Source organism: Streptomyces sp. M41(2017), from assembly GCF_002078175.1.
Classification (GTDB): domain Bacteria; phylum Actinomycetota; class Actinomycetes; order Streptomycetales; family Streptomycetaceae; genus Streptomyces.
Window position 1 is genome coordinate 754,291 of sequence record NZ_MWFK01000002.1, and the last position, 19,306, is coordinate 773,596.

The following is a 19,306-nucleotide window of genomic DNA, read 5'->3' on the forward strand; positions in this document are numbered from 1 at the left end:
CAGGCACCCTAGGGCCCCCCGGCAGCCGAGCGACGTGATCCGGCCAGTCGCGCTAGTCCGCGACCATCCCGCAGCCCAGTCCGGACCCCGGGCTCACGGGGCCGCTCCGGGCGGCGGTCGTCAGGGCGCCGGGGCCCGCGAGGAGGGCGGGTGCCGGCTCCACCGGGTCCTGAACCGTGGGCTTGCGGAGCAGCAGCAGGGCCGCGTCGTCGTGGAGCCGTCCCCCGACATGCGCCTGCAGTTCGGCGTCGAGGGCGTCCAGGGTGGCCGCCGGCTCGTCGCAGACGTGCCGGGCGAGGCCTTCGGCGAGGGGATAGAACGCCCGTCCGTGGTCACGGGCTTCGGTGACCCCGTCGGTGTAGAGGAGAAGCTGGTCCCCGTCGGCCAGGGGGAGCACCTGCAGGCTGGGCGTCTCGCCCGTCAGTCCCCGCAGTCCGAGCGGCGGCGCCGGGCACGTGGGCTCGACGGACGACACATGCCCGGAGGCCCGGACGTGCAGCGGCGGCGCGTGTCCGCAGTTGACGACCTCCAGCCGGCCCGATTCCGGGTAGCCGGCGACGACGGCGGTGACGAAGTCGTCGTATCCGAGGTTGCGGGCCAGGCTCCGCTCGATCCGGCCGACCACGGCGAGGAGGTCGGGCTCGTCGTAGGCGGCCTCACGGAAGATGCCGAGCACCAGCGCCGCGGTGCCCACGGCGGGCAGTCCCTTTCCCCGGACGTCGCCGATGATCATCCGGACGCCGTAGGGCGTGGGGACGAGCGCGTAGAGGTCTCCGCCGATCCGGGCCTCGGCCGCGGCGGCGCTGTAACGGACGGCCACCTGGAAAGGCCCGACGTTCGACGGGATGGGCGCGAGGACCGCGTGCTGCGCGGCCTCGGCGACCGAACGGACCGCCGCGAGCACCCGCTCGCGGCGCCACCGGAGCGCGCTGGTCAGGGCGCTCGCGACGGTGACGGCGGCCAGGGCGGAGAGGACCGCGGCCTGCTCGCCGCCGTGGACCCCGCCCTGGAGGCCCAGCAGTGCGGCGAGGATCCCGGCGAGGAGCCCGACGCAGAGGACACCGCGCGGCCGGCTGGTGGCGGCGGCCAGCGCGGGACCCGCGGCCAGCAGAGAGAGCCAGATCACGCTCGTTCCGGCGGTCAGGTCGACGAGCGCCACGGCGACGACGACGAGCACGGGAAGCGTGGGGGTGCCGAGGGCGACACGGGCGGCGGCGCGCTGACCGCCCGCCGCCGCTCCGGTACCGAGAATGCGGTTCCTGCGCGTACGTTTCCGTCCGTGTTCGCCGACGTACTCTCGGTCCTGACTCATATCCGGGCGCAGTCCTCACCTAGATTCTTCCTGAAATGTCCGTTTCATCTAGGAAATACGTTCGAGGTAAGGACCGCAAGGAGCGGGATTTCAGATAGTGAGCGACAGTCCCCGCGTCACCCGGTTCGCCGTGGGGACGAGCCGTGTCAGCACCTCCCGGATCCGGGGCAGCCGATCCGCCGGAAGGGAGACCCCGAGCGAGCCGAGCGTGTCCCCGCTGTAGACGGGCACGGCGACGCACACGGTACCGAGGGCGTACTCCTCCAGGTCCGTGACCGCCGGGGCCACGGGCGACGAGGCGAGCCGGCGCAGCAGCTCCGGCCGGCTGGTGATGGTGCGGGGGGTGAGATCGGCGAGGGTGTGCCGGGCGAGGTAGTCGTCACGGGTCTCCTCGTCCATCTCGCGCAGGACGGACTTGCCGAGCGCGGTGGCGTGTCCCGCGTCCTCGAAGCCGACCCAGAGGTCCACCCGGGGCGCCCGGGGACCGTCGACGATCTCCGCGACCCGGATCTCACCGTCCTCGTAGAAGGTGAGGTAGGCGGCGCTCGCGAGTTCGTCGCGCAGCGCGGCGAGCGTGGGGCGGACCCGGCCGAGCAGTTCCTGTCCGCGGCCCCTGGTGTGCAGCGTGCGCACCTTGTCGCCGAGGATGAACCCGCCGTCGTCGAGTTTGCGGACGTATCCGTCGTGGACCAGCGTCCGCAGCAGGTGGTAGGCGGTGGCCAGCGGCAGACCGGTCTCGCGCGCCAGCTGCTTCGCGGGCGCGCCGTTCTCGTGCGCGCTCACCGCCTCCATGAGGCGGAAGGCCCGCTGGACGGAGGTGATGAGCGTCGGCCCGTCGCGAGCTCCCATGTGACCAGGGTGCGCCGAGGTCACGGGGCAGGCAAGGCGCGGGGGCCGGAGGAGGATCCCGGTCGGCCTCGCGGGCTCAGGGGCGGGCCGCCCCTCCCGGGGCCAGTCCGGTGCCGCCGAGGCGGGTGAGGAGGTCGGCGAGCCGCCCCGTGTCGTCCTCTGTCCAGGCGGGTTCGCCGAAGACGTCGCGGGCCACGTGATCGGCGGTGACGCGCATCTCCGCCAGCCGTTCCCGGCCGGTATCGGTCAGCGCCGCGTAGGCGACCCGGGCGTCCCGCGCGTCGGCGTCGCGTCGTACGAGTCCGATGCGCTCCAGGGGCACGAGCCCCCGGGTGACACCGGAGGCGGTCAGACCCAGCGCCTCGGCCAGATCCACCCGGCGCATCCGGTCGCCCGGCGCCTGGGACAGCCGCAGCAGGAGCGTGAAATCGGCGAGGCTCACGCCGTGCAGCCCGCTCAGACGCGCGTCGAACCGCTTCACCAGGGCGGCCTGCGCCCGCATCAGGCGCAGGGCCGCGTCCAGTCCGGTACTCATTGACACCTCCTTGACTACTCAAGCATAGCCACGCGCGAAAGCGTCGAGGAGGTGTACGGGATCAGGGGGTGGCGTTCCGGGCGATCTCCCGTCGCTGCCGCTTGCCGAGGGGGGCCTGGGAGAGGTCCTCGCCCTGGGCCTTGAGGCGCTTGAAACCGTAGCCGCGGCCGGTGAGCCAGGCCGTCGCGGCGGTCTCGGCCCGTTCGACGGCGTCGAGGATGTCCTCCTCGGCCTCTCCCGCGTCCAGGAAGCGGAAGGTGAACGCCGGGCGGGCGGCCAGGTCGTAGCTGAGGTGTCCCTCGGCGGTGAAGGCCGCCTGGAGGACGTCGTGCTCCGCCGCCTCGGCGAGGAGTTCGGCGCGTTGCTCGGCGCTGAGTCCGTCGAAGACTCCGCGAACGGTGATCCGGAAGGTACGTGTGGTCATCCGCGCAGCCTAACGAGCGGGGTCCGGCCGACTCCACCGGGTTTGCGACGCCGCCGGACCGCATCGACCGCCCACCCCACCGCGCAGGCGAGGACCGGAGCGGGTTCGCCCCGGTCCTCACCCGTGGTCAGGAGTACTCCTGCTCAGCGGTGGTGGCAGTCCCAGTGAGCCTTGACCCACTGGTGGTCCCAGTGACCGGGGACGTAGACCCACTGGTTCTTCCAGTCGTGACTGTGATGGCCCTGGTGCCAGCCGCCGTGGCTGTCACGGTAACCCTGGTGCCAGGTGTCGTGGTCGACCCACTTCTTGACCCAGTGACCAGGAACCCACTTCTTCTCCCAGTGGCCCTTCTTCCACTCGCAGCGGTCGTGGTGGCCGTGGTGGTCACCGGTGACCACTGAAGGCGCGGACGTCGGTGTCGGAGCTGCGGCGGCGACACCGGACATGCCGAGCGCGGCACCACCGGCCAGCAGGCCTGTCGCGGCGGCACCGGCCAGCAGGCGCCGGGTGCTGATGCGTGCGGTCATCGGACTCACCTCCCTCGTAAGCGTCATCGGCGTGCACAACGCGAGCCGACGTCACGGGAGTTCACACCCTGCGGTGCGATGCGACCCGCGGCTCACGATGTGCGGGACATGAGGTATTCGGAGCCGTAAAAGGTATGTATGAGGATAGACCCCTAAAAGTTTCCGGGCGGCCTGGGGGTCACCATCCCGGGACGGCCGCCGCCCCGGCCGTACCGGAGGGCGCGACGGTCATACGCGGGGCGGCGCGGCTACGAATAGAGGGTGGCGACGGACACCGGCCCAGCAGCCCTCGGGCTGCGGAAACGGTCTCCGGGCCGGAGAGTCGAACCGACGAGAAGGAAGCTACGGACGGATTCTGGGAGCGATGTCGAAGAGCGGCCAGGACGGACACGGTGCGCCGCGGCGATCGTCGGCCGAGGCATGGCTCGACGCCCGGCTCAAGCGGGCCGCGACGGGTGATCACGACGCCTTCGCCGACGTCTACGACACGCTCGCCCGTCCGGTGAAGGGTCTGATCTGCCGTGTACTGCGGGACGAGGCGCAGGCGGAGGAGGTGACGCAGGACGTGATGGTGGAGATCTGGCGGACGGCGGACCGCTACCGCCCCGAACTCGGTGCCGCCCGCGCCTGGGTCCTCGCCCTGGCCCACCGGCGGGCCGTGGACCGGGTCCGGCACGCCCAGGCCAGCACGGCCCGCGAGCAGCGCAGCGCGCTGCTGGCCGAGGACCGCCCCTTCGACGAGGTCGCCGAGACGGTCGAGCGGCACGAGGACCGCCGGCACGTGCGGCACTGCCTCGCCGCTCTGGAGCGGCATCAACGCGTGCCGCTGGTGCTCGCCTACTACCAGGGCATGACGTACCTGGAGGTGGCCGCCTGTCTGGCCACCCCGGCCGGCACCGTGAAGTCCCGGATGCGTTCCGGGCTGCGGCAGCTCCGCAAGTGTCTGGAGGGCAGGTCATGACCACCGAGGACCAGCACCAGCTCGTCGGCGCGTACGTCCTGCACGCCCTGCCGCCGGACGAGGAGGCGGCGTTCGACAACCACCTCGCCGACTGCGCGGCCTGCCGGGACGAAGTGGCGGAGCTGTCGGCCGTCACCCTCGAACTCGCCTCGGGCCACGAGGCGGACCCCTCCCCCGAGTTGCGCGGGCGGGTCCTCGACCGGATCACCCGGACCCGGCAGGAGCACATCGCGATCCCCGGTCCGAACGGCCGGCGCGGCCGGGTCCTGCGGGTGGCGCTCGCCGCATGCCTCGCCGTCGCCGCCGCGCTCGGCGGTGTCGCCGTGTGGCAGCACCAGCAGGCCGACGAGGCCCGGACGGCGGCGTCGCGCGAGCAGGCGAGGACGGCCGCCGTCACCGACATCGTCACCGCCGGGGACGCCACGATCACGACGCAGAAGCTGGACGACGGCGGCGACATCAGCGTCGTGGCCTCCCGGACGCAGGGCCGCGCGGCGGTCGTCGCCGCGGGCCTTCCGCGCCTGGGGAAGGAAAGGGTCTACGAACTCTGGTACGCGGCGAAGACCGGCGACCTGCGCCCGGCGGGCCTGCTCCCCGGTTCGGGCGGCGGCCACGCCCAGGTGCTCCGCGGCTCCCTGGAGGACGTCGCGGCCGTGGGGATCACGGCCGAGCCCGCGGGCGGATCGGAACAGCCGACCAGCGAGCCGCTCGGCATCGTCACGGTGCCCGCCTGACCCACCCCTTCCTCCGCGCGTCCGACGGCGGCTCGAGCGGCCGCTCGACGCCCCGACCTGGGCGCACTTCGCGCATCACACGGAGCATCAGAACGCGATATTTCCCTTTTGATGCGGTTAGCTCTTGATCATCCTATGCTGATGTGAGGGAGGGCTCTGGTGGCAGTAGTCGGCCGGTCCTGAACCGGCGGGAAGCGGGCTTCCATGGCTGAGCGGTTTAAAAGGCTGGGGATAATCGGCGAGATGTCGGCCGAGTTCCTCGGCACGATGATTCTCATCCTCTTCGGGTGCGGCGTGGTGGCCCAAGTGGTCGCCGGCGGCGCGCTCACCACGCCACCGGGCGGTCTGGGCGACCACGACAGCATCGCCTGGGCCTGGGGCATCGGCGTCACCATGGGTGTCTACGTCGCGGCACGTATCAGTGGCGCGCACCTCAACCCCGCGGTGACGCTCGCGCTGGCCACCTTCAAGGGGTTCCCCTGGAAGAAGGTGGCGCCCTACATGGTGGCGCAGACGATCGGCGCCTTCGTGGCGGCCCTCATCGTGCGCTGGAACTACACGGACGCGCTGGCGAAGGCGGACCCCGGACACACCATCAAGACCCAGGGCGTGTTCTCCACCCTGCCGGCCAACGGCAACCCGAACCTGCCGGTCCACGAGTGGGGCGCGTTCCGCGACCAGATCATCGGCACGGCCATTCTGCTGCTGGTGATCCTGGCCATCACGGACCTGCTCAACACGCCTCCCGGGGCGAACCTGGGCCCGTTCATCACGGGTCTGCTCGTGGTGGGCATCGGTATGGCCTGGGGCACCCTCGCGGGCTACGCGATCAACCCGGCACGTGACTTCGGTCCCCGTCTCGCGAGCTTCATCACGGGATACGGGGGAGCCTGGCGAGATCAGTACGGGAACATCTACTTCTGGGTGCCGATCATCGGCCCCCTGATCGGTGGACTGGTCGGCGCGGGCATGTACAAGCTCTTCATCGGCAGGTTCCTGCCGACGGCGGAGCCCGAGCCCGCGGGACGTATCCCGGTCTCCGAGCAGCCCAAGCCCTGACACCCAGAACTGAGGCGGCACTCCATGGCTGACTTCGTGGGCGCGGTGGACCAAGGCACCACCAGCACCCGATTCATGATCTTCGACCACGCCGGCAACGAGGTGGCGAAGCATCAGCTGGAACACGCACAGATCCTCCCGCGCTCCGGATGGGTCGAGCACGACCCGGTGGAGATCTGGGAACGCACCAACTCGGTGATCCAGAACGCCCTGCGGCACGGCGGCCTCTCCGCCGAGGACCTGGCGGCGATCGGCATCACCAACCAGCGCGAGACCACTGTCGTGTGGGACCCGCGCAACGGACGTCCGTACTACAACGCCATCGTCTGGCAGGACACCCGCACCGACTCCATAGCCGCCGCCCTCGACCGCTCCGGCAAGGGCGACGTCATCCGGCGCAAGGCGGGCCTGCCTCCGGCGACGTACTTCTCCGGCGGCAAGATCCAGTGGATCCTGGAGAACGTCGACGGCGTCCGCGAGGCGGCGGAGCAGGGCAACGCCATCTTCGGCAACACCGACGCCTGGGTCCTGTGGAATCTGACGGGCGGCCCCGACGGCGGCATCCACGCCACCGACGTGACCAACGCCAGCCGCACCATGCTCATGGACCTGGAAACGCTGGACTGGGACGACGAGTTGCTGGGGTTCTTCGGGATCCCGCGGGCCATGCTGCCCAGCATCAACCCGTCCTCCTCCGCCGAGGCCTACGGCACGACGCGGACCTCCCGGCCGCTGCGGGCGTCCATCCCCATCGCGGGCGTGCTCGGCGACCAGCAGGCGGCCACCGTCGGACAGGTCTGCTACGCCCCCGGCGAGGCCAAGAACACCTACGGCACCGGCAACTTCCTGGTCCTCAACACCGGTACGGAGCTGGTCCGTTCGGAACACGGCCTGCTGACCACCGTGGCCTACCAGTTCGGTGACAGCCCCGCGGTCTACGCCCTGGAGGGGTCGATCGCGGTCACCGGCTCGGCCGTGCAGTGGCTGCGCGACCAGATGAAGATCATCAGCGACGCGGCCGAGAGCGAGACGCTCGCCCGCACCGTCGAGGACAACGGCGGGATGTACTTCGTTCCGGCGTTCTCGGGCCTGTTCGCCCCCTACTGGCGCTCCGACGCCCGGGGAGCGATCGTGGGCCTCGCCCGCTACAACGACAGCGGCCACCTGGCCCGGGCGACCCTGGAAGCCATCTGCTACCAGAGCCGCGACGTCGTCGAGGCCATGGAGCAGGACTCCGGGGTGCACCTCGACGTGCTGAAGGTCGACGGCGGCGTGACCGCCAACGACCTGTGCATGCAGATCCAGGCCGACGTGCTCGGCGTACCGGTCAGCCGGCCCGTGGTCGCCGAGACCACCGCGCTCGGCGCCGCGTACGCGGCGGGCCTGGCCACCGGGTTCTGGGCCGACACGGACGAGCTGCGCACCCACTGGCAGGAGTCCAAGCGCTGGGAGCCCCAGTGGTCCGAGGATCAGCGCCAGGAAGGGTACGCGGGCTGGAAGAAGGCGGTGGAGCGCACGCTCGACTGGGCGAAGGTCGAGTAGATCCGCCGGCCGGTCCCGCGCCTCATGCAGGGTCGCGAGGTTCAGCCCCTGACGCGTTTCACGTCAGGGGCTGAACGCTGCGCCGGGCCTCCCTCACCGGGAATTCCCGGTGCCGCCCGGCGCCCGGTCCACGCCCGGCGGGACGCCCGGCGAAAACGGGCCATGTACCGAATGATCACCCCCGGTCACGCCCCCACCGCCGCGGGCTCTCTATGCTCGGGGACGACCATTTGTCATTCAGAGGAGCAGAGCAATGAGCGAGAACGTCTTTTTCGAGGTCACGGCCGACGGCGAACCGCTGGGCCGTATCGAGTTCAAACTCTTCGACGACGTCGTCCCGAAGACGGCCCGGAACTTCCGTGAGCTGGCCACCGGCGCGCACGGCTACGGCTACAAGGGCTCGCCGTTCCACCGGGTCATCCCGGGCTTCATGCTCCAGGGCGGCGACTTCACCCGCCAGAACGGCACCGGCGGCAAGAGCATCTACGGTGAGAAGTTCGCCGACGAGAACTTCACGCTGAAGCACACCAAGCCGGGTCAGCTGTCGATGGCCAACGCGGGTCCGAACACCAACGGCTCGCAGTTCTTCATCACCACGATCGTCACCGACTGGCTGGACAACAAGCACGTCGTCTTCGGCGAGGTCGTCGAGGGCATGGACGTCGTCAAGGCGATCGAGGAGCTCGGCAGCCAGTCCGGAGACACGAAGAAGAAGCTCGTCATCTCCGACTCCGGCACCGTCTGAGCGGTCCGGCGACCTGGGGTCACCCACGGACGAGTGCCGAAGGGGGCGGTGGTATCACCACCGCCCCCTTCGGGCGTCCTCGGCCCGGGAGCTCCGCGGCCGGTACCCCGAGCAGCACGCACGCCTCAGGCGACGGTCCCCATCCCCTGAGCTCCCCGACTGGAAAGAGTTCGGCCTGATTGGTGGCCGGATCTCGTCCTCCGCACGGTCGGACCCCCTCCGGTGGGTAGCCCTAGCCAGACGCCGAGGCGCGCGAGGGTTGGGGGGAGCTGGCCCGAGTGACATCGAGGGGGAGAACACCCGGGAAGAGCCTGTCGGGACGGGCACGGCGACGCTCGACGATCCGGCGGCTGCGGGCGGAGGGGCGCTACGGTCCCGGGCTGCGCGAGGTGCTGCCCGCGCTGGCCGGAGTCGTCGTCGTCCTCTGCGCGGTCGCGGCCGGACTGGCCGTGGGTTACCGCGTGGCCGGCGCCGCCGTACCCCTCGGCGCCCTGGCCCTCCTCGTCGTTCTCGGCCCGGCCCTGGTGCGCCGGCACCGGCCACTGGCCCGGCGGCGGCTCGGTTTCTACACCGCCGAGGAACTCGCGGAGCTGGACGCCCAGGGACTGGCCCTGGCCGTGTCACGGATGCTGCGCCGCGACGGCTGGCGGGTGCTCCCCGCGCCACGGGTCCAGGACCGTCCGCGTGTCCGCGCGCGGGACGGCCTGGGGCAGCGTGTCGAGGTGGCGTTCCGGCCCGTGGCCGAGCCGCTGCCCGACGAGGACCCGCCCACGTCCACGCGTCCCGGGCGCACGGACCCGGCCGGCGCCCCGCTCCGGCTGGTGGTGCACCGTGGCGCCTTCAGCCGCCGGGACGTCCAGTGGGCACGTCGGCAGGGCGGTGTTCGTCTCATCGACGGTTCCTGTCTCGCACGGTGGGCCCACGGCACCCCGTTGCACGAACTGGGCGAGTCCCCGTGAGGGCGCGCCAGCGTCCCCGCCGACTCGCGCGGGCTCCTCCCCCGGCCCACGCTCCGCCGCCGCGGAAGGCATCCGCCGGGACGCCTCAACACTCACTCACAGACCTCGGACCACAGCGGTTTCATCGACAACAGTCGAGGTCAGCCGCATGGACGTAGTCCGACCAGGTACTTGAAGGAAAGCCCTTCGCACTGGCCGACGGGCCGAATAGCGTGCGAGGACCCGAGCCGCGCCCACCCGTTCCGCGGCCCATGTACGCCGGGCCCGCACCCCCACGAGGAGACCGGCATGTCGTACGACAGTTCCGCCGCCCGCCCCGCGCGACAGCTCCACGGACAGCACGAAGACGACGCCACCATCCCTGTCCGTCTCGTCCCGGACACCGGTGAACAGCCCCTGCGCGACGCGGCGTTACCCCGCGCCTGGACCGGGCACCACCGCGATCTGCGCATCCTGCGGCGCGCCTACCGCAGGCAGCGGCGGGTGACCACGTTCGCGGTCCTCGGCTACTTCACCCTGTTCCTGGGACTCTCCGCGGGCGCCCCCGGCCTGATGGACCGGCCGGCCGTCGGCGGTCTCTCCGTGGGCCTGCTCCTCGCCCTCTCCCAGATACCCGCCACCTGGCTCGCCGTGCTGCTCTACGAAGGCACCGCCCGCCGCTATGTCGACCCGCTCGCCCGCCGTGTGAACCGCAGCGTCCCCTGGGCCGGCGGCGAGCAGGAGCGGGAGCGATGAGCCCCTTCACGGGCGCCACCCAGTCCTGGTCCCTCGTCGCCTTCAGCATCGCCGTCACGGTGACCCTGCTGCTGTGCGTGCTCACCGGCCCCGACAGCGACGACCTCGCCGAGTTCTACACCGGATACCGCTCGCTGTCCCCGCTGCGCAACGGTCTCGCCATCGCCGGCGACTACATCTCGGCCGCGACCGTGCTGACCGTGGGCGGAGTGATCGCCCTGTGCGGCTACGACGGTGTCGTCCTCGCCCTCAGCACGCTGCTGTCGCTGCTGGTGCTGATGTTCCTGCTGGCCGAACCCCTGCGGAACACGGGCAAGTTCACGATGGGCGACGTGCTCGCGCGGCGCATGCCCGGACGGGCCGTGCGCATCACGGCGTGCGCCGTCACGATCGCCGCCCTCGTCCCGATGATGCTCGTCCAGCTCGCCAGCACGGGGCAGTTGCTGGCCTTCATCCTGGGCTTCTCCGACAGTTCCATGAAGACCGGCTGCATCGTGGGCGTCGGCACCCTGATGATCACCTACGCGGCGATCGGCGGGATGCGCGGCACGGCGTTGATACAGCTCCTGAAGATGGTGGTGCTCCTCGGCTCCGGGATCGTGGTCGCCGTCCTGATGCTCGATCAGTTTTACTGGGATCCGGGCGCGTTGTTCAACGCGGCGGCGAAGCGCAGCGGCGCGCCGCACGCGTTCCTGCACGGCGGGCTCCAGTTCGCCGGTGGCCCCCATCCCCGGCTCGACATGATCAGTACGCAGTTCGCCATCGTCATGGGCGGTGCCTGTCTGCCGCACGTGACGATGCGCATGTTCACCGCGAACAGCGCCCGGCAGGTGCGGCGTTCGATGTCGTGGGCGGTGTCGTCGGTCGCCCTGTTCGTGATGGTCGCCAGTGTCATCGGCATCGGTGCGACGGCTCTGATCGGCCGGTCCCACATCGCCGCCGCGGACCCGCGGGGGCACACGGCGTATCTCCTCGGCTCCCGCGCCGCGTTCGGCCCCGTGGTGTCGCGGGCCGAGACCCTGGTGTTCACGACGGTCACGACGGCGATCTTCCTCACCCTGCTCGCGTCCGTCGCCGGAATGACGCTCGCCTGTGCCAACTCGCTGGCCCACGACGTCTTCGCGGGACGGAAGGCCACACTGTCCCCGCAGCGCGAGACGGCCATCGCGCGCGGCTCCGCCCTGGTCGTCGGCGCACCGGTGATCGCGCTCGCGGTCCTCGTCCAGCACCGGAGTCTGCAGCCGCTCGCCACCATGTCGTTCTGCGTGGGCGCCTCGGCGATCGCCCCCGCCCTCGTCTACAGCCTCTTCTGGCGCCGCTTCACCCGCGCCGGGCTGCTCAGCACGCTCATCGGCGGCACGCTCGCCGTTCTGGTCCTGATGCCGGGCACCCGCCTGGTGTCGGGCTCCCCCACGGCCGCCTTTCCCGCGGCGGACTTCAACTGGTTCCCCTTCACCACGACCGGCCTGGTGTCCATCCCGCTGGGCTTCGCCTTCGGCTGGCTGGGCAGCATGCTCTCCGGCCGCCGCGCCGCGGACCGGGAGCGCCAGGTGTACGAGGGGGTCGAGAGTCTGATCCTCGCGGGCCCCCGGCGGAAGGCGGCGCCCACGCGGGCGGACGGCGGGTGACCGGCGTGGCGGGCCGGCCGACGGGGACCAGAATCCTCAGACCTCTCGGTACGACAGCCCGCCCGGGTCCCCGTCCGCGCCGATCGCGTAGGTGTCCTTGACCTTCACCTCCGTGACGCCGCGGCCCTCGGGGAACACCGCGCGCCAGTCACCGATGACGTGCAGTTCGTCGGTGCCCATCGCCCGGACCACCATGAGGCCCTCGTCATAGGCCCGGTACGCCTTCATCCACAGGTTCGCGAAGGCCTGCGAGCGGATGAGGTGCATCCAGTCGGGCCGGTAGAGCTCCCGGTTGTAGTTCGACTCCCCCATCGTGGAGACGAACTTGGAGTACATCGCCTTCACGTACTCCAGCGTCACCCCGTCGTCCTCGGCGATCGCCCGGTCCCGGGCGTCCTTGAGCGCGACGCGGAACTTCTCCAGCAGGCCCTCGGTCGCGCCCGAGGTGAACGACTCGTGGATCTCGGGGGGATCGCACAGGCCGTACGCCGGTCCCGAGAGACGCAGCAGCAGGCGCAGTGTGGGTTCGGTGACCCACAGCGGGCCCGGTTCGTCGCGGTTGCCGAGCGGGTTCGGCAGGACCGCGTCGTGGGCCCACGCGGGAGGCGTGATCAGATGCACGCCGGCGCGGCGACGGTCGTGCTCCGGTGACGTCGAGTGCTCCAACTGTCCGATCGGGAGATGGGTCTTGAGCGCCGACAGATAGGCCCCGTTGACGTCGAGCGCGGTGACCTCGTGCGCCCCGGGCGGGAGTTCACCCCGGGTCCACCTGGGCCGGGCCTCCCAGATGTGGTCGGCGCCCCGAGCGCTCTGCTTGCGCAGGACGTCGGGGATCCAGGGATGGGCCACCACGTCGTAGCGGCCGCCTTTGCGCGTCTCGTCGAGCAGCGCCATCGCGTCCGGGATGGCCCGCTTCACCAGCGCTGCGGTGGCCGCCTCCACATCGCCGGTCGCGGCGGCGAGTTCGGCCGCCACGGTCCTGCCGATCGCGCCGGGTGCGTCGGCGGCCTGCGCGCGTCGGCCGACCGGCACCACCCTGGTCGGCCTCGCCGGACGCCCGGGGACGCCCCGGCCGGCCGGCTGTTCGCGCGGCGTCCGCGCGGCCGTCCGCTCCGCCGTGACGGGACGCGGCTGCGGCTGCGGCTGCGGCTGCGGCTGCGGCTGCGGCTGCGGCTGCGGCTGCGGTGACGCTGCGGGCGCCCCGCACTCGGCGGGGTCGAGGTGCTGGGGGAATCCGGCGACCTGGTGTCCGGCCGGCTGCCCGCAGAGCACGCAGGGACGCGGCTGCGGGAGTGCCTCGACATCATCGGCGGGATCGTCGGCCGCTCCTTGTTCCGCGCCTCCGTCGTCTCCGGTGCCAGGCTCGTCCCGCGAGCCGCCGGGGCCGGTCTCCGTGTCCTGGGGCGTCACGTCGTCGGTTCCCTCGTCCTGCGCGGCCCGGTCCAGGAGTTTGGCGCGCGCTCCCTCGAGGAAGTACGCGTACTTCTCGCGGACCTCGCCGCTCGGGTCCCGTCCGGCCTCCCAGCCGCCGACCGTGGACGGGCCGACCCCGAGCGCCCTGGCCACCTGGGCACGGGAGAGGTTCACGCCCTCCCGCAGGGCCCTGCGCTCCTCGGTGCCGGGCAGCGGAACCTCCTGCCGGGCGGCGGCGAGCAGGGCGTCGATCGTCTCGAAATCCGTCATCGCGTCGATTCCTCCCGCGCCAGGGGGCGGACCACGGCGGGACGCCGGCCCGGGGACCGGCGGCGGCCCTCGGGCAGCGCCTCGGAGGCCCGCGTCGGTCCGGACAGCAGGTCCAGCACGTCGATGCCGAAGTGGGCGGCCACGGCGTCGCAGTCGTCCAGGCTCCACGCGGCCGTGCCGGACTGACGGCGGCTCACCTGGGCCTGGCTCACGCCCAGCGCCGTGGCGAGGTCGGTCTGCGACTCGCCGGTCGCGTGCAGGAGCGTGGCCACCGCCGACCGGACCCGCTCCGCCAAGGTCATCCGCATACCGTGGAATCTAACACTCACATCCCATGCCCTATACGTAATGAGCATGTCTGGATCAAGAGACCGAGAGGAACCCGGCGCCCACCCGCCCAAAGCCGCTCTCGTCCGACTCACTCCCCGCACTCGGCCATCAGCTCTCACTCATCGGTCGGATTCGATCAACGGAGGGTGCGGAGGAAGTCGTTTCGGTGCTCCTTCCGCCAGTCCCGAAAGAACTCGGCTGGCCACCGGAGACGGTCCGTAGGGTCCGGAGCACCGACGAGGCCGGAAATCCCCCGGCCGCGCGGTGACCAGGAGGGGACATCGGGATGGCGAATGTGGAGGTCTCCCTCAAGGAGACGATGACGTCGATCGAAGGCGCGCTGGGCGCCGCTCTCGTCGACTACACGAGCGGCATGGCGCTGGGAACGCTGGGGGGCGGCAACGACCTCGACCTGAACATCGCGGCGGCGGGCAACACCGACGTGATCAGGGCGAAGATGCGGACGATGGAGCACCTCGGTCTCAAGAGCGAGATCGAGGACGTACTGATCACGCTGGAGAACCAGTACCACGTGATCCGGCCGGTCAAGGGCCGTGAGGGCAATGGTCTGTTCCTGTACCTCGTGCTCAACAAGGGGACCTCCAACCTCGCCATGGCCCGCCACAAGCTCGCCCGCATCGAGGCGGAGCTGGAGGTCTAGCCGGCGGACCTCTCCGCGCCTCCGCACGCCCACGACTTGAAGACTTCTTCAATTGGGTACATCCAGATCAGGTCAATCCCCTGGGTGTGCGGAGGCGGAGCCGCGAGGATCGGTCCGTACGTCACCGCGCGTGGCGGCGCGTGAACAGCCGCCGCGCCAGCGGGAGAAGCAACCCGTCCGAGGCGGCAGGGAGCGAACGATTGACCAGGCAGGTTCCCCTCTACCAGGCCAAGGCCGAGTTCTTCCGCATGCTCGGGCACCCCGTGCGTATCCGGGTCCTGGAGCTGCTGCAGAGTGGTCCCGTATCGGTGCGCGACCTGCTGAGCGAGATAGAGATCGAACCGTCCAACCTGTCCCAGCAGTTGGCCGTACTGCGCCGCTCGGGGATCGTGGTCTCCATCCGCGAGGGCTCGACCGTCAGTTACGCGCTGGCCGGCGGAGACGTCGCCGAGCTGCTGCGCGCCGCCCGCCGCATCCTCACCGAACTGCTCTCCGGGCAGACCGAGTTGCTGGCCGAGTTGCGTCAGGCCGACCGCGACCCCGGACTGCCGGCCGGACCGCTCCCGACGGCGCTGGTGCCCAGCCCGTCACCCCGGCCGGCCCCCGCGGTGCGCGGACACTGACGGGTGTCCACCGGACGCGCCGGTGACGGCGCCCGGTGCGGGCCTCAGACCTTCCAGGACCGCAGCTGATCGGCGACCGTACCGATGGACAGGCGCGTTTCGCGGATCTTGCGCACGAGGTCGGACAGCGCGCCGTACGGCGGGTCGATGCCCTCGCCCGACTGGTCCATGTACTGCGCCGCGACGAACGCCGCGAACAGGCTGTTGCGGTGCGGGCGCGGCTCCAGCCGGACGACGGTGTGCATCAGCGCGGCCGCGCGCCAGGCGGCGTCCGGGTCGGCCGAGGCGAGGGTCGGCAGCTTGGTCCGGTGACGGGCCACGGCCGCGACGAGCGCCGAATAGTCCGAGACGGACATGTCCTCGTCGTCGAGGGCGGCCTCCTGGACGTCGAGCAGCCACGCGACGTCGACGTAGAGATGCATCAGGCTGCCGCGGCCCCGTCGCGCTCGGACGGTGGCACCTCGTCGGGGAACGCCTCGTCGAACTCCTCGCGCAGCCGGTCGGCCCACGCGGTGGCACCGGCGACGAACTGGCGGCGCTGCATCTCGCGCACCCCGAGGTCGTGCAGGTACTGCTTCAGGCTCTTGCCCTCGGCCGCTGCGGCCGCCCGCACGCCTTCGAGCTCGGCCTCGGTGAAGGACACATTCAGTGACGGCATGACCCGATGGTACCTAGTAGGTGCCTGGAGGGCGAGAGCCGGTGCCCCCGGGAGGCCGGAGCGGCACACGCGAGAGCCGCGAGGCGGGTTGCGGACACCAAGACGGGAGTCGGGACGGGGGCTCCGCGAGGGGGCGTTGTCAGTGGCGGCAGGCAGGATGACCTGCATGACAACTCCTGTTGCAGTGATCGTGGACGCCGTCGCCTACGCGCAGGCCGTCGAGGACGCCACCAAGGCCTCGGCCGCCTACTACGAGGGGGGCACGTCCGTGCTGGACGACGACGCCTACGACCGGCTGGTGCGGGGGATCGCCGTCTGGGAGGCGGCACATCCGGAGGCGGTGCTCCCGGACTCGCCGACCGGAAAGGTGGCCGGCGGGGCCGTCGAGGGGGACGTCCCGCACACGGTGGCGATGCTGAGCCTGGACAACGTGTTCTCGCCGGAGGAGTTCACCGCCTGGACCGCGTCACTGACCCGTCGCATCGGCCACGAGGCAAAGGCGTTCAGCGTCGAACCCAAACTGGACGGCCTCGCGATCGCGGCGCGCTACGAGCAGGGCCGGCTCACCCGGCTGATCACCCGCGGGGACGGGACGGCCGGGGAGGACGTCTCGCACGCGATCGGCACCGTCGAAGGCCTGCCGGACGCGCTCACCGAACCGGTCACGGTGGAGGCGCGGGGCGAAGTCCTCATGACCACCGCCCAGTTCGAGCACGCCAACGAGGTGCGCACCGCACACGGCGGTCAGCCGTTCGCGAACCCGCGCAACGCCGCGGCGGGCACCCTGCGCGCCAAGGACCGCGCCTACACCGTCCCGATGACGTTCTTCGGGTACGGCCTGCTGCCGACGGCCGCGACGCAGGCCCCGACAGCCGGGGAGCTGGAGGACCTCGCGCACAGCGACCTGATGCGGCGGGCCGCCGAGCTCGGCGTGAACACCACGGCGGGCACGGCCGTTCCGGGGATCACCGCCGCGACGGCCGATGAGGTCCTGGCCCGCGTCCAGGAGATCGCGGCGCTGCGCGCTGAACTGCCGTTCGGGATCGACGGGATCGTCATCAAGGCGGACCTGGCCGCGGACCAGCGGGCCGCCGGATCGGGCACCCGCGCACCGCGCTGGGCGATCGCCTACAAACTGCCGGCCGTCGAGAAGATCACCCGCCTGCTGGAGGTGGAATGGAACGTGGGCCGCACCGGCATCATCGCCCCGCGCGCCGTCCTGGAGCCGGTCGAGATCGACGGCTCGACCATCACCTACGCCACGCTGCACAACCCGGCCGACATCACCCGCCGCGACCTGCGGCTGGGCGACCACGTCATGGTGCACCGCGCGGGCGACGTCATCCCGCGCATCGAGGCGCCCGTCGCCCACCTGCGCACGGGCGACGAACAACCGATCGTCTTCCCCGCGGTGTGCCCGCGCTGCGGCTCCGCCATCGACACCGGTGAGCAGCGCTGGCGGTGCGAGCAGGGCCGCATGTGCCATCTGGTCGCCGCCCTCTCGTACGCCGCGGGACGCGACCAGCTCGACATCGAAGGGCTCGGCCACACCCGGGTCGTCCAGCTCGTCGACGCGGGCCTGGTCGGCGATCTGGCGGACCTGTTCACCCTGACCCGTGAGCAGCTGCTCGGTCTGGAGCGCATGGGCGAGACCAGCACGGACAACCTCCTCGCGGCGATCGGGACGGCCAAGGGCCGGCCCTTGTCGCGGGTGCTGTGCGCGCTCGGTGTCCGGGGCACGGGCCGCTCCATGTCCCGTCGGATCGCACGGTACTTCGCCACCATGGAGCACGTCCGCGCCGCGGACGCGGAGGCGATGCGGCGGGTGGACGGCATCGGCACGGAGAAGGCCCCGTCCATCGTCGCCGAACTCGCCGAGCTGGCGCCGCTCATCGACAAGCTCGCCGCCGCCGGGGTCAACATGGCCGAACCGGGCGCCACCCCGCCCGTCGCGGCGGACGAGGCGGAACCGGGCGCGGAGGGCGCCGAGCAGGCCGGAGGACCACTGACGGGGATGACCGTGGTGGTCACGGGGGCGATGACCGGCGCGCTGGAGAAGCTCAGCCGCAACCAGATGAACGAACTCGTGGAACGCGCGGGCGGCCGTTCCTCCTCCAGCGTCTCGAAGAAGACCAGCCTGGTCGTCGCCGGGGAGGGCGCGGGTTCCAAGCGTGCCAAGGCCGAGATCCTCGGGATCAGACTCGCCGGCCCGGAGGAGTTCGCGACGCTGGTCGCCGACTATCTGAGCCGGGACGACGCGTAGCGGCCGTCAGCCGATCCGTCGTTCCAGCACCTGTCCCGGCCAGGTACCGGAGAGGAAGCTGTCGGTGGGGGTGAACCCGTTGCGCTCGTAGTAGGCGACCAGGTCACCTCCACCGCCCGCCCAGCAGTCGACCCGGAGCAGGGAGACGCCCGCCCGCCTGGTCTCCTCGACGGCATGGGACAACAGCGCCGCCCCGATGCCCCGGCCGGCGTTCCGGCGGTCGGAGACGAGCAGGCGCACATACCGCTCGGGCTCGTCCGCGGGCTTGATCATCGGCATCTGCGGACTGGGCCCGGAGTCCAGCACCAGGGTTCCGACCGGGATGCCGTCCAGCTCCGCGATGTAGGGGGCGTACTCGGTGGTGTACCGCCGGACCCGCTCCACACCGCCCGACGTGCGCGAGTACGGGACGGTGCCCCACTGCTCGGTGTTCCCGCGGCTGTTCATCCAGGCCACCGCGGCGTCGAGCATGTCCAGGATGACCGGCGCGTCGCCCGGGCCGCCCGGCCGGATCCGTAGGTCGTGCGTGCTGTCGTTCACGGGCGAAAGCCTAGGCAACCGTCGCCTCGGGCACGAGAGGCGGTCCTCAGGCGCACGAAGGGCACAGCCCCCGGTAGGTGACCTCGACGGCGGCCACCCTGAAGCCGAAGCGCTCCGCCGCCGGAAGGTCGGACAGCGGGTTCCCGGTCGGGTGCACGTCGCGGACGGTGCCGCAGCCCGAGCACACGAGGTGCTGGTGCGGGTGGTGCGCGTTCGGGTCGTAGCGCTTGGCCCGGCCGTCGGTGGAGACCTCGATGACCTCTCCCAGGGAGACCAGTTCCCCCAGCGCGTTGTAGACGGTCGCGCGGGAGATCTCGGGCAGCCGCTCCGCCGCACGCGCGTGCACCTCGTCGGCAGTGAGATGCACATGATCGCCGTCGAGGACCTCGGCGACGACGCGCCGCTGCGAGGTCATCCGCCAGCCACGCCCGCGCAGTCGCTCCAGCAGGTCACTCATGTCGGTTCACCTTTTCGGGTTCGGTGGGATGCCGCAGTTTATCGGTGCGGATCCGGGATCCGATCGAATATGGGATTGGCG

22 protein-coding genes are annotated in these 19,306 nt (G+C 71.4%); 11 read left to right on the forward strand and 11 right to left on the reverse strand.

All coding sequences use genetic code 11. The features are described from left to right. Positions 1–52: 52 nt before the first annotated feature. From B0675_RS28890 to B0675_RS28910, 5 genes are all read right to left on the reverse strand, one after another. Complete coding sequence (locus tag B0675_RS28890) at positions 53–1,177, reverse strand: PP2C family protein-serine/threonine phosphatase (protein ID WP_081223947.1); 1,125 nt, start codon at positions 1,175–1,177, stop codon at positions 53–55. A 225-nt stretch (positions 1,178–1,402) separates the two neighbouring features. Further along, positions 1,403–2,161 carry an IclR family transcriptional regulator gene (locus B0675_RS28895; protein ID WP_081222543.1) on the reverse strand — a complete coding sequence of 253 codons (759 nt, stop codon included), beginning with the start codon at positions 2,159–2,161 and terminating at the stop codon, positions 1,403–1,405. 76 nt (positions 2,162–2,237) lie between these two features. After that, positions 2,238–2,696 (reverse strand): MarR family winged helix-turn-helix transcriptional regulator, encoded by a 459-nt coding sequence (locus B0675_RS28900; protein WP_081222544.1) that lies wholly within the window; start codon positions 2,694–2,696, stop codon positions 2,238–2,240. A gap of 61 nt (positions 2,697–2,757) precedes the next feature. Beyond that, the gene (locus B0675_RS28905) at positions 2,758–3,120 is read right to left on the reverse strand and encodes a DUF6204 family protein (RefSeq protein WP_081222545.1); all 363 of its coding nucleotides are present in this window, start codon (positions 3,118–3,120) and stop codon (positions 2,758–2,760) included. Between the two features lie 143 nt (positions 3,121–3,263). Further along, positions 3,264–3,647 (reverse strand): hypothetical protein, encoded by a 384-nt coding sequence (locus tag B0675_RS28910; RefSeq protein ID WP_081222546.1) that lies wholly within the window; start codon positions 3,645–3,647, stop codon positions 3,264–3,266. A 364-nt stretch (positions 3,648–4,011) separates the two neighbouring features. Between B0675_RS28910 and sigK the strand changes: the two genes are divergently transcribed. The 8 genes from sigK (at position 4,012) to B0675_RS28950 (ending at position 12,010) form a co-directional block, all read left to right on the forward strand. Then, positions 4,012–4,608 carry an ECF RNA polymerase sigma factor SigK gene (gene sigK / locus B0675_RS28915; protein WP_081222547.1) on the forward strand — a complete coding sequence of 199 codons (597 nt, stop codon included), beginning with the start codon at positions 4,012–4,014 and terminating at the stop codon, positions 4,606–4,608. Next, positions 4,605–5,342 carry an anti-sigma factor gene (locus tag B0675_RS28920; RefSeq protein WP_081222548.1) on the forward strand — a complete coding sequence of 246 codons (738 nt, stop codon included), beginning with the start codon at positions 4,605–4,607 and terminating at the stop codon, positions 5,340–5,342. The genes sigK and B0675_RS28920 overlap by 4 nt, the downstream gene beginning before the upstream one ends. Before the next feature lie 204 nt (positions 5,343–5,546). After that, entirely contained in the window at positions 5,547–6,401 is an 855-nt protein-coding gene (locus B0675_RS28925; protein WP_081222549.1) for an MIP/aquaporin family protein, read from the forward strand. Between the two features lie 24 nt (positions 6,402–6,425). After that, a complete protein-coding gene (glpK, locus tag B0675_RS28930; protein WP_081222550.1) occupies positions 6,426–7,943 on the forward strand; it encodes a glycerol kinase GlpK in 1,518 nt (505 codons plus the stop codon). 253 nt (positions 7,944–8,196) lie between these two features. Then, positions 8,197–8,688: a peptidylprolyl isomerase gene (locus B0675_RS28935; RefSeq protein ID WP_081222551.1), complete on the forward strand. Its 492-nt coding sequence runs from the start codon at positions 8,197–8,199 to the stop codon at positions 8,686–8,688. 278 nt (positions 8,689–8,966) lie between these two features. Beyond that, positions 8,967–9,647 (forward strand): hypothetical protein, encoded by a 681-nt coding sequence (locus B0675_RS28940; RefSeq protein ID WP_241540047.1) that lies wholly within the window; start codon positions 8,967–8,969, stop codon positions 9,645–9,647. 288 nt (positions 9,648–9,935) lie between these two features. After that, on the forward strand, positions 9,936–10,382 hold the full coding sequence (locus tag B0675_RS28945; RefSeq protein WP_081222553.1) for a DUF485 domain-containing protein: 447 nt from the start codon (positions 9,936–9,938) through the stop codon (positions 10,380–10,382). Then, positions 10,379–12,010 (forward strand): cation acetate symporter, encoded by a 1,632-nt coding sequence (locus B0675_RS28950; RefSeq protein ID WP_081222554.1) that lies wholly within the window; start codon positions 10,379–10,381, stop codon positions 12,008–12,010. Before B0675_RS28945 ends, B0675_RS28950 begins: the two co-directional genes overlap by 4 nt. Positions 12,011–12,046: 36 nt before the next feature. Here the strand turns inward: B0675_RS28950 and B0675_RS28955 are convergent, their stop codons facing one another. Together B0675_RS28955 and B0675_RS28960 are read right to left on the reverse strand one after the other, a co-directional pair. Then, positions 12,047–13,693 carry a helix-turn-helix transcriptional regulator gene (locus B0675_RS28955; RefSeq protein WP_081222555.1) on the reverse strand — a complete coding sequence of 549 codons (1,647 nt, stop codon included), beginning with the start codon at positions 13,691–13,693 and terminating at the stop codon, positions 12,047–12,049. Next, positions 13,690–14,001 (reverse strand): helix-turn-helix transcriptional regulator, encoded by a 312-nt coding sequence (locus B0675_RS28960; RefSeq protein WP_081222556.1) that lies wholly within the window; start codon positions 13,999–14,001, stop codon positions 13,690–13,692. Before B0675_RS28960 ends, B0675_RS28955 begins: the two co-directional genes overlap by 4 nt. Positions 14,002–14,309: 308 nt before the next feature. Here B0675_RS28960 and B0675_RS28965 point away from each other — a divergent pair, with 308 nt between their 5' ends. Together B0675_RS28965 and B0675_RS28970 are read left to right on the forward strand one after the other, a co-directional pair. Beyond that, a complete protein-coding gene (locus tag B0675_RS28965) occupies positions 14,310–14,684 on the forward strand; it encodes a hypothetical protein (RefSeq protein WP_081222557.1) in 375 nt (124 codons plus the stop codon). 200 nt (positions 14,685–14,884) lie between these two features. Next, positions 14,885–15,307 carry a metalloregulator ArsR/SmtB family transcription factor gene (locus B0675_RS28970; RefSeq protein WP_266853079.1) on the forward strand — a complete coding sequence of 141 codons (423 nt, stop codon included), beginning with the start codon at positions 14,885–14,887 and terminating at the stop codon, positions 15,305–15,307. 44 nt (positions 15,308–15,351) lie between these two features. On the opposite strand, the gene B0675_RS28975 is transcribed toward B0675_RS28970, so the two are convergent. After that, positions 15,352–15,729 carry a toxin Doc gene (locus B0675_RS28975; RefSeq protein WP_081222558.1) on the reverse strand — a complete coding sequence of 126 codons (378 nt, stop codon included), beginning with the start codon at positions 15,727–15,729 and terminating at the stop codon, positions 15,352–15,354. After that, positions 15,729–15,965 carry a hypothetical protein gene (locus B0675_RS28980; protein ID WP_081222559.1) on the reverse strand — a complete coding sequence of 79 codons (237 nt, stop codon included), beginning with the start codon at positions 15,963–15,965 and terminating at the stop codon, positions 15,729–15,731. Before B0675_RS28980 ends, B0675_RS28975 begins: the two co-directional genes overlap by 1 nt. A 166-nt stretch (positions 15,966–16,131) precedes the next feature. On the opposite strand from B0675_RS28980, the gene ligA reads away from it, so the two are divergent. After that, positions 16,132–18,228: an NAD-dependent DNA ligase LigA gene (gene ligA / locus B0675_RS28985; protein ID WP_241540048.1), complete on the forward strand. Its 2,097-nt coding sequence runs from the start codon at positions 16,132–16,134 to the stop codon at positions 18,226–18,228. A 6-nt stretch (positions 18,229–18,234) separates the two neighbouring features. On the opposite strand, the gene B0675_RS28990 is transcribed toward ligA, so the two are convergent. Both B0675_RS28990 and B0675_RS28995 read right to left on the reverse strand, forming a co-directional pair. Beyond that, the gene (locus B0675_RS28990; RefSeq protein ID WP_081222561.1) at positions 18,235–18,768 is read right to left on the reverse strand and encodes a GNAT family N-acetyltransferase; all 534 of its coding nucleotides are present in this window, start codon (positions 18,766–18,768) and stop codon (positions 18,235–18,237) included. Positions 18,769–18,814: 46 nt separating this feature from the next. Then, positions 18,815–19,225 carry a Fur family transcriptional regulator gene (locus tag B0675_RS28995; protein WP_081222562.1) on the reverse strand — a complete coding sequence of 137 codons (411 nt, stop codon included), beginning with the start codon at positions 19,223–19,225 and terminating at the stop codon, positions 18,815–18,817. Between the last annotated feature and the right edge of the window lie 81 nt (positions 19,226–19,306).

Coding starts and splice junctions, on each gene's coding strand:
- B0675_RS28895 (WP_081222543.1), bottom strand. CDS start 2,161: ATGGGAGCTCGCGACGGGCCGACGCTCATCACCTCCGTCCAGCGGGCC.
- B0675_RS28900 (WP_081222544.1), bottom strand. CDS start 2,696: ATGAGTACCGGACTGGACGCGGCCCTGCGCCTGATGCGGGCGCAGGCC.
- B0675_RS28905 (WP_081222545.1), bottom strand. CDS start 3,120: ATGACCACACGTACCTTCCGGATCACCGTTCGCGGAGTCTTCGACGGA.
- B0675_RS28910 (WP_081222546.1), bottom strand. CDS start 3,647: ATGACCGCACGCATCAGCACCCGGCGCCTGCTGGCCGGTGCCGCCGCG.
- sigK (WP_081222547.1), top strand. CDS start 4,012: ATGTCGAAGAGCGGCCAGGACGGACACGGTGCGCCGCGGCGATCGTCG.
- B0675_RS28920 (WP_081222548.1), top strand. CDS start 4,605: ATGACCACCGAGGACCAGCACCAGCTCGTCGGCGCGTACGTCCTGCAC.
- B0675_RS28925 (WP_081222549.1), top strand. CDS start 5,547: ATGGCTGAGCGGTTTAAAAGGCTGGGGATAATCGGCGAGATGTCGGCC.
- glpK (WP_081222550.1), top strand. CDS start 6,426: ATGGCTGACTTCGTGGGCGCGGTGGACCAAGGCACCACCAGCACCCGA.
- B0675_RS28935 (WP_081222551.1), top strand. CDS start 8,197: ATGAGCGAGAACGTCTTTTTCGAGGTCACGGCCGACGGCGAACCGCTG.
- B0675_RS28945 (WP_081222553.1), top strand. CDS start 9,936: ATGTCGTACGACAGTTCCGCCGCCCGCCCCGCGCGACAGCTCCACGGA.
- B0675_RS28950 (WP_081222554.1), top strand. CDS start 10,379: ATGAGCCCCTTCACGGGCGCCACCCAGTCCTGGTCCCTCGTCGCCTTC.
- B0675_RS28955 (WP_081222555.1), bottom strand. CDS start 13,693: ATGACGGATTTCGAGACGATCGACGCCCTGCTCGCCGCCGCCCGGCAG.
- B0675_RS28960 (WP_081222556.1), bottom strand. CDS start 14,001: ATGCGGATGACCTTGGCGGAGCGGGTCCGGTCGGCGGTGGCCACGCTC.
- B0675_RS28965 (WP_081222557.1), top strand. CDS start 14,310: ATGGCGAATGTGGAGGTCTCCCTCAAGGAGACGATGACGTCGATCGAA.
- B0675_RS28975 (WP_081222558.1), bottom strand. CDS start 15,729: ATGCATCTCTACGTCGACGTCGCGTGGCTGCTCGACGTCCAGGAGGCC.
- B0675_RS28980 (WP_081222559.1), bottom strand. CDS start 15,965: ATGCCGTCACTGAATGTGTCCTTCACCGAGGCCGAGCTCGAAGGCGTG.
- ligA (WP_241540048.1), top strand. CDS start 16,132: ATGACAACTCCTGTTGCAGTGATCGTGGACGCCGTCGCCTACGCGCAG.
- B0675_RS28995 (WP_081222562.1), bottom strand. CDS start 19,225: ATGAGTGACCTGCTGGAGCGACTGCGCGGGCGTGGCTGGCGGATGACC.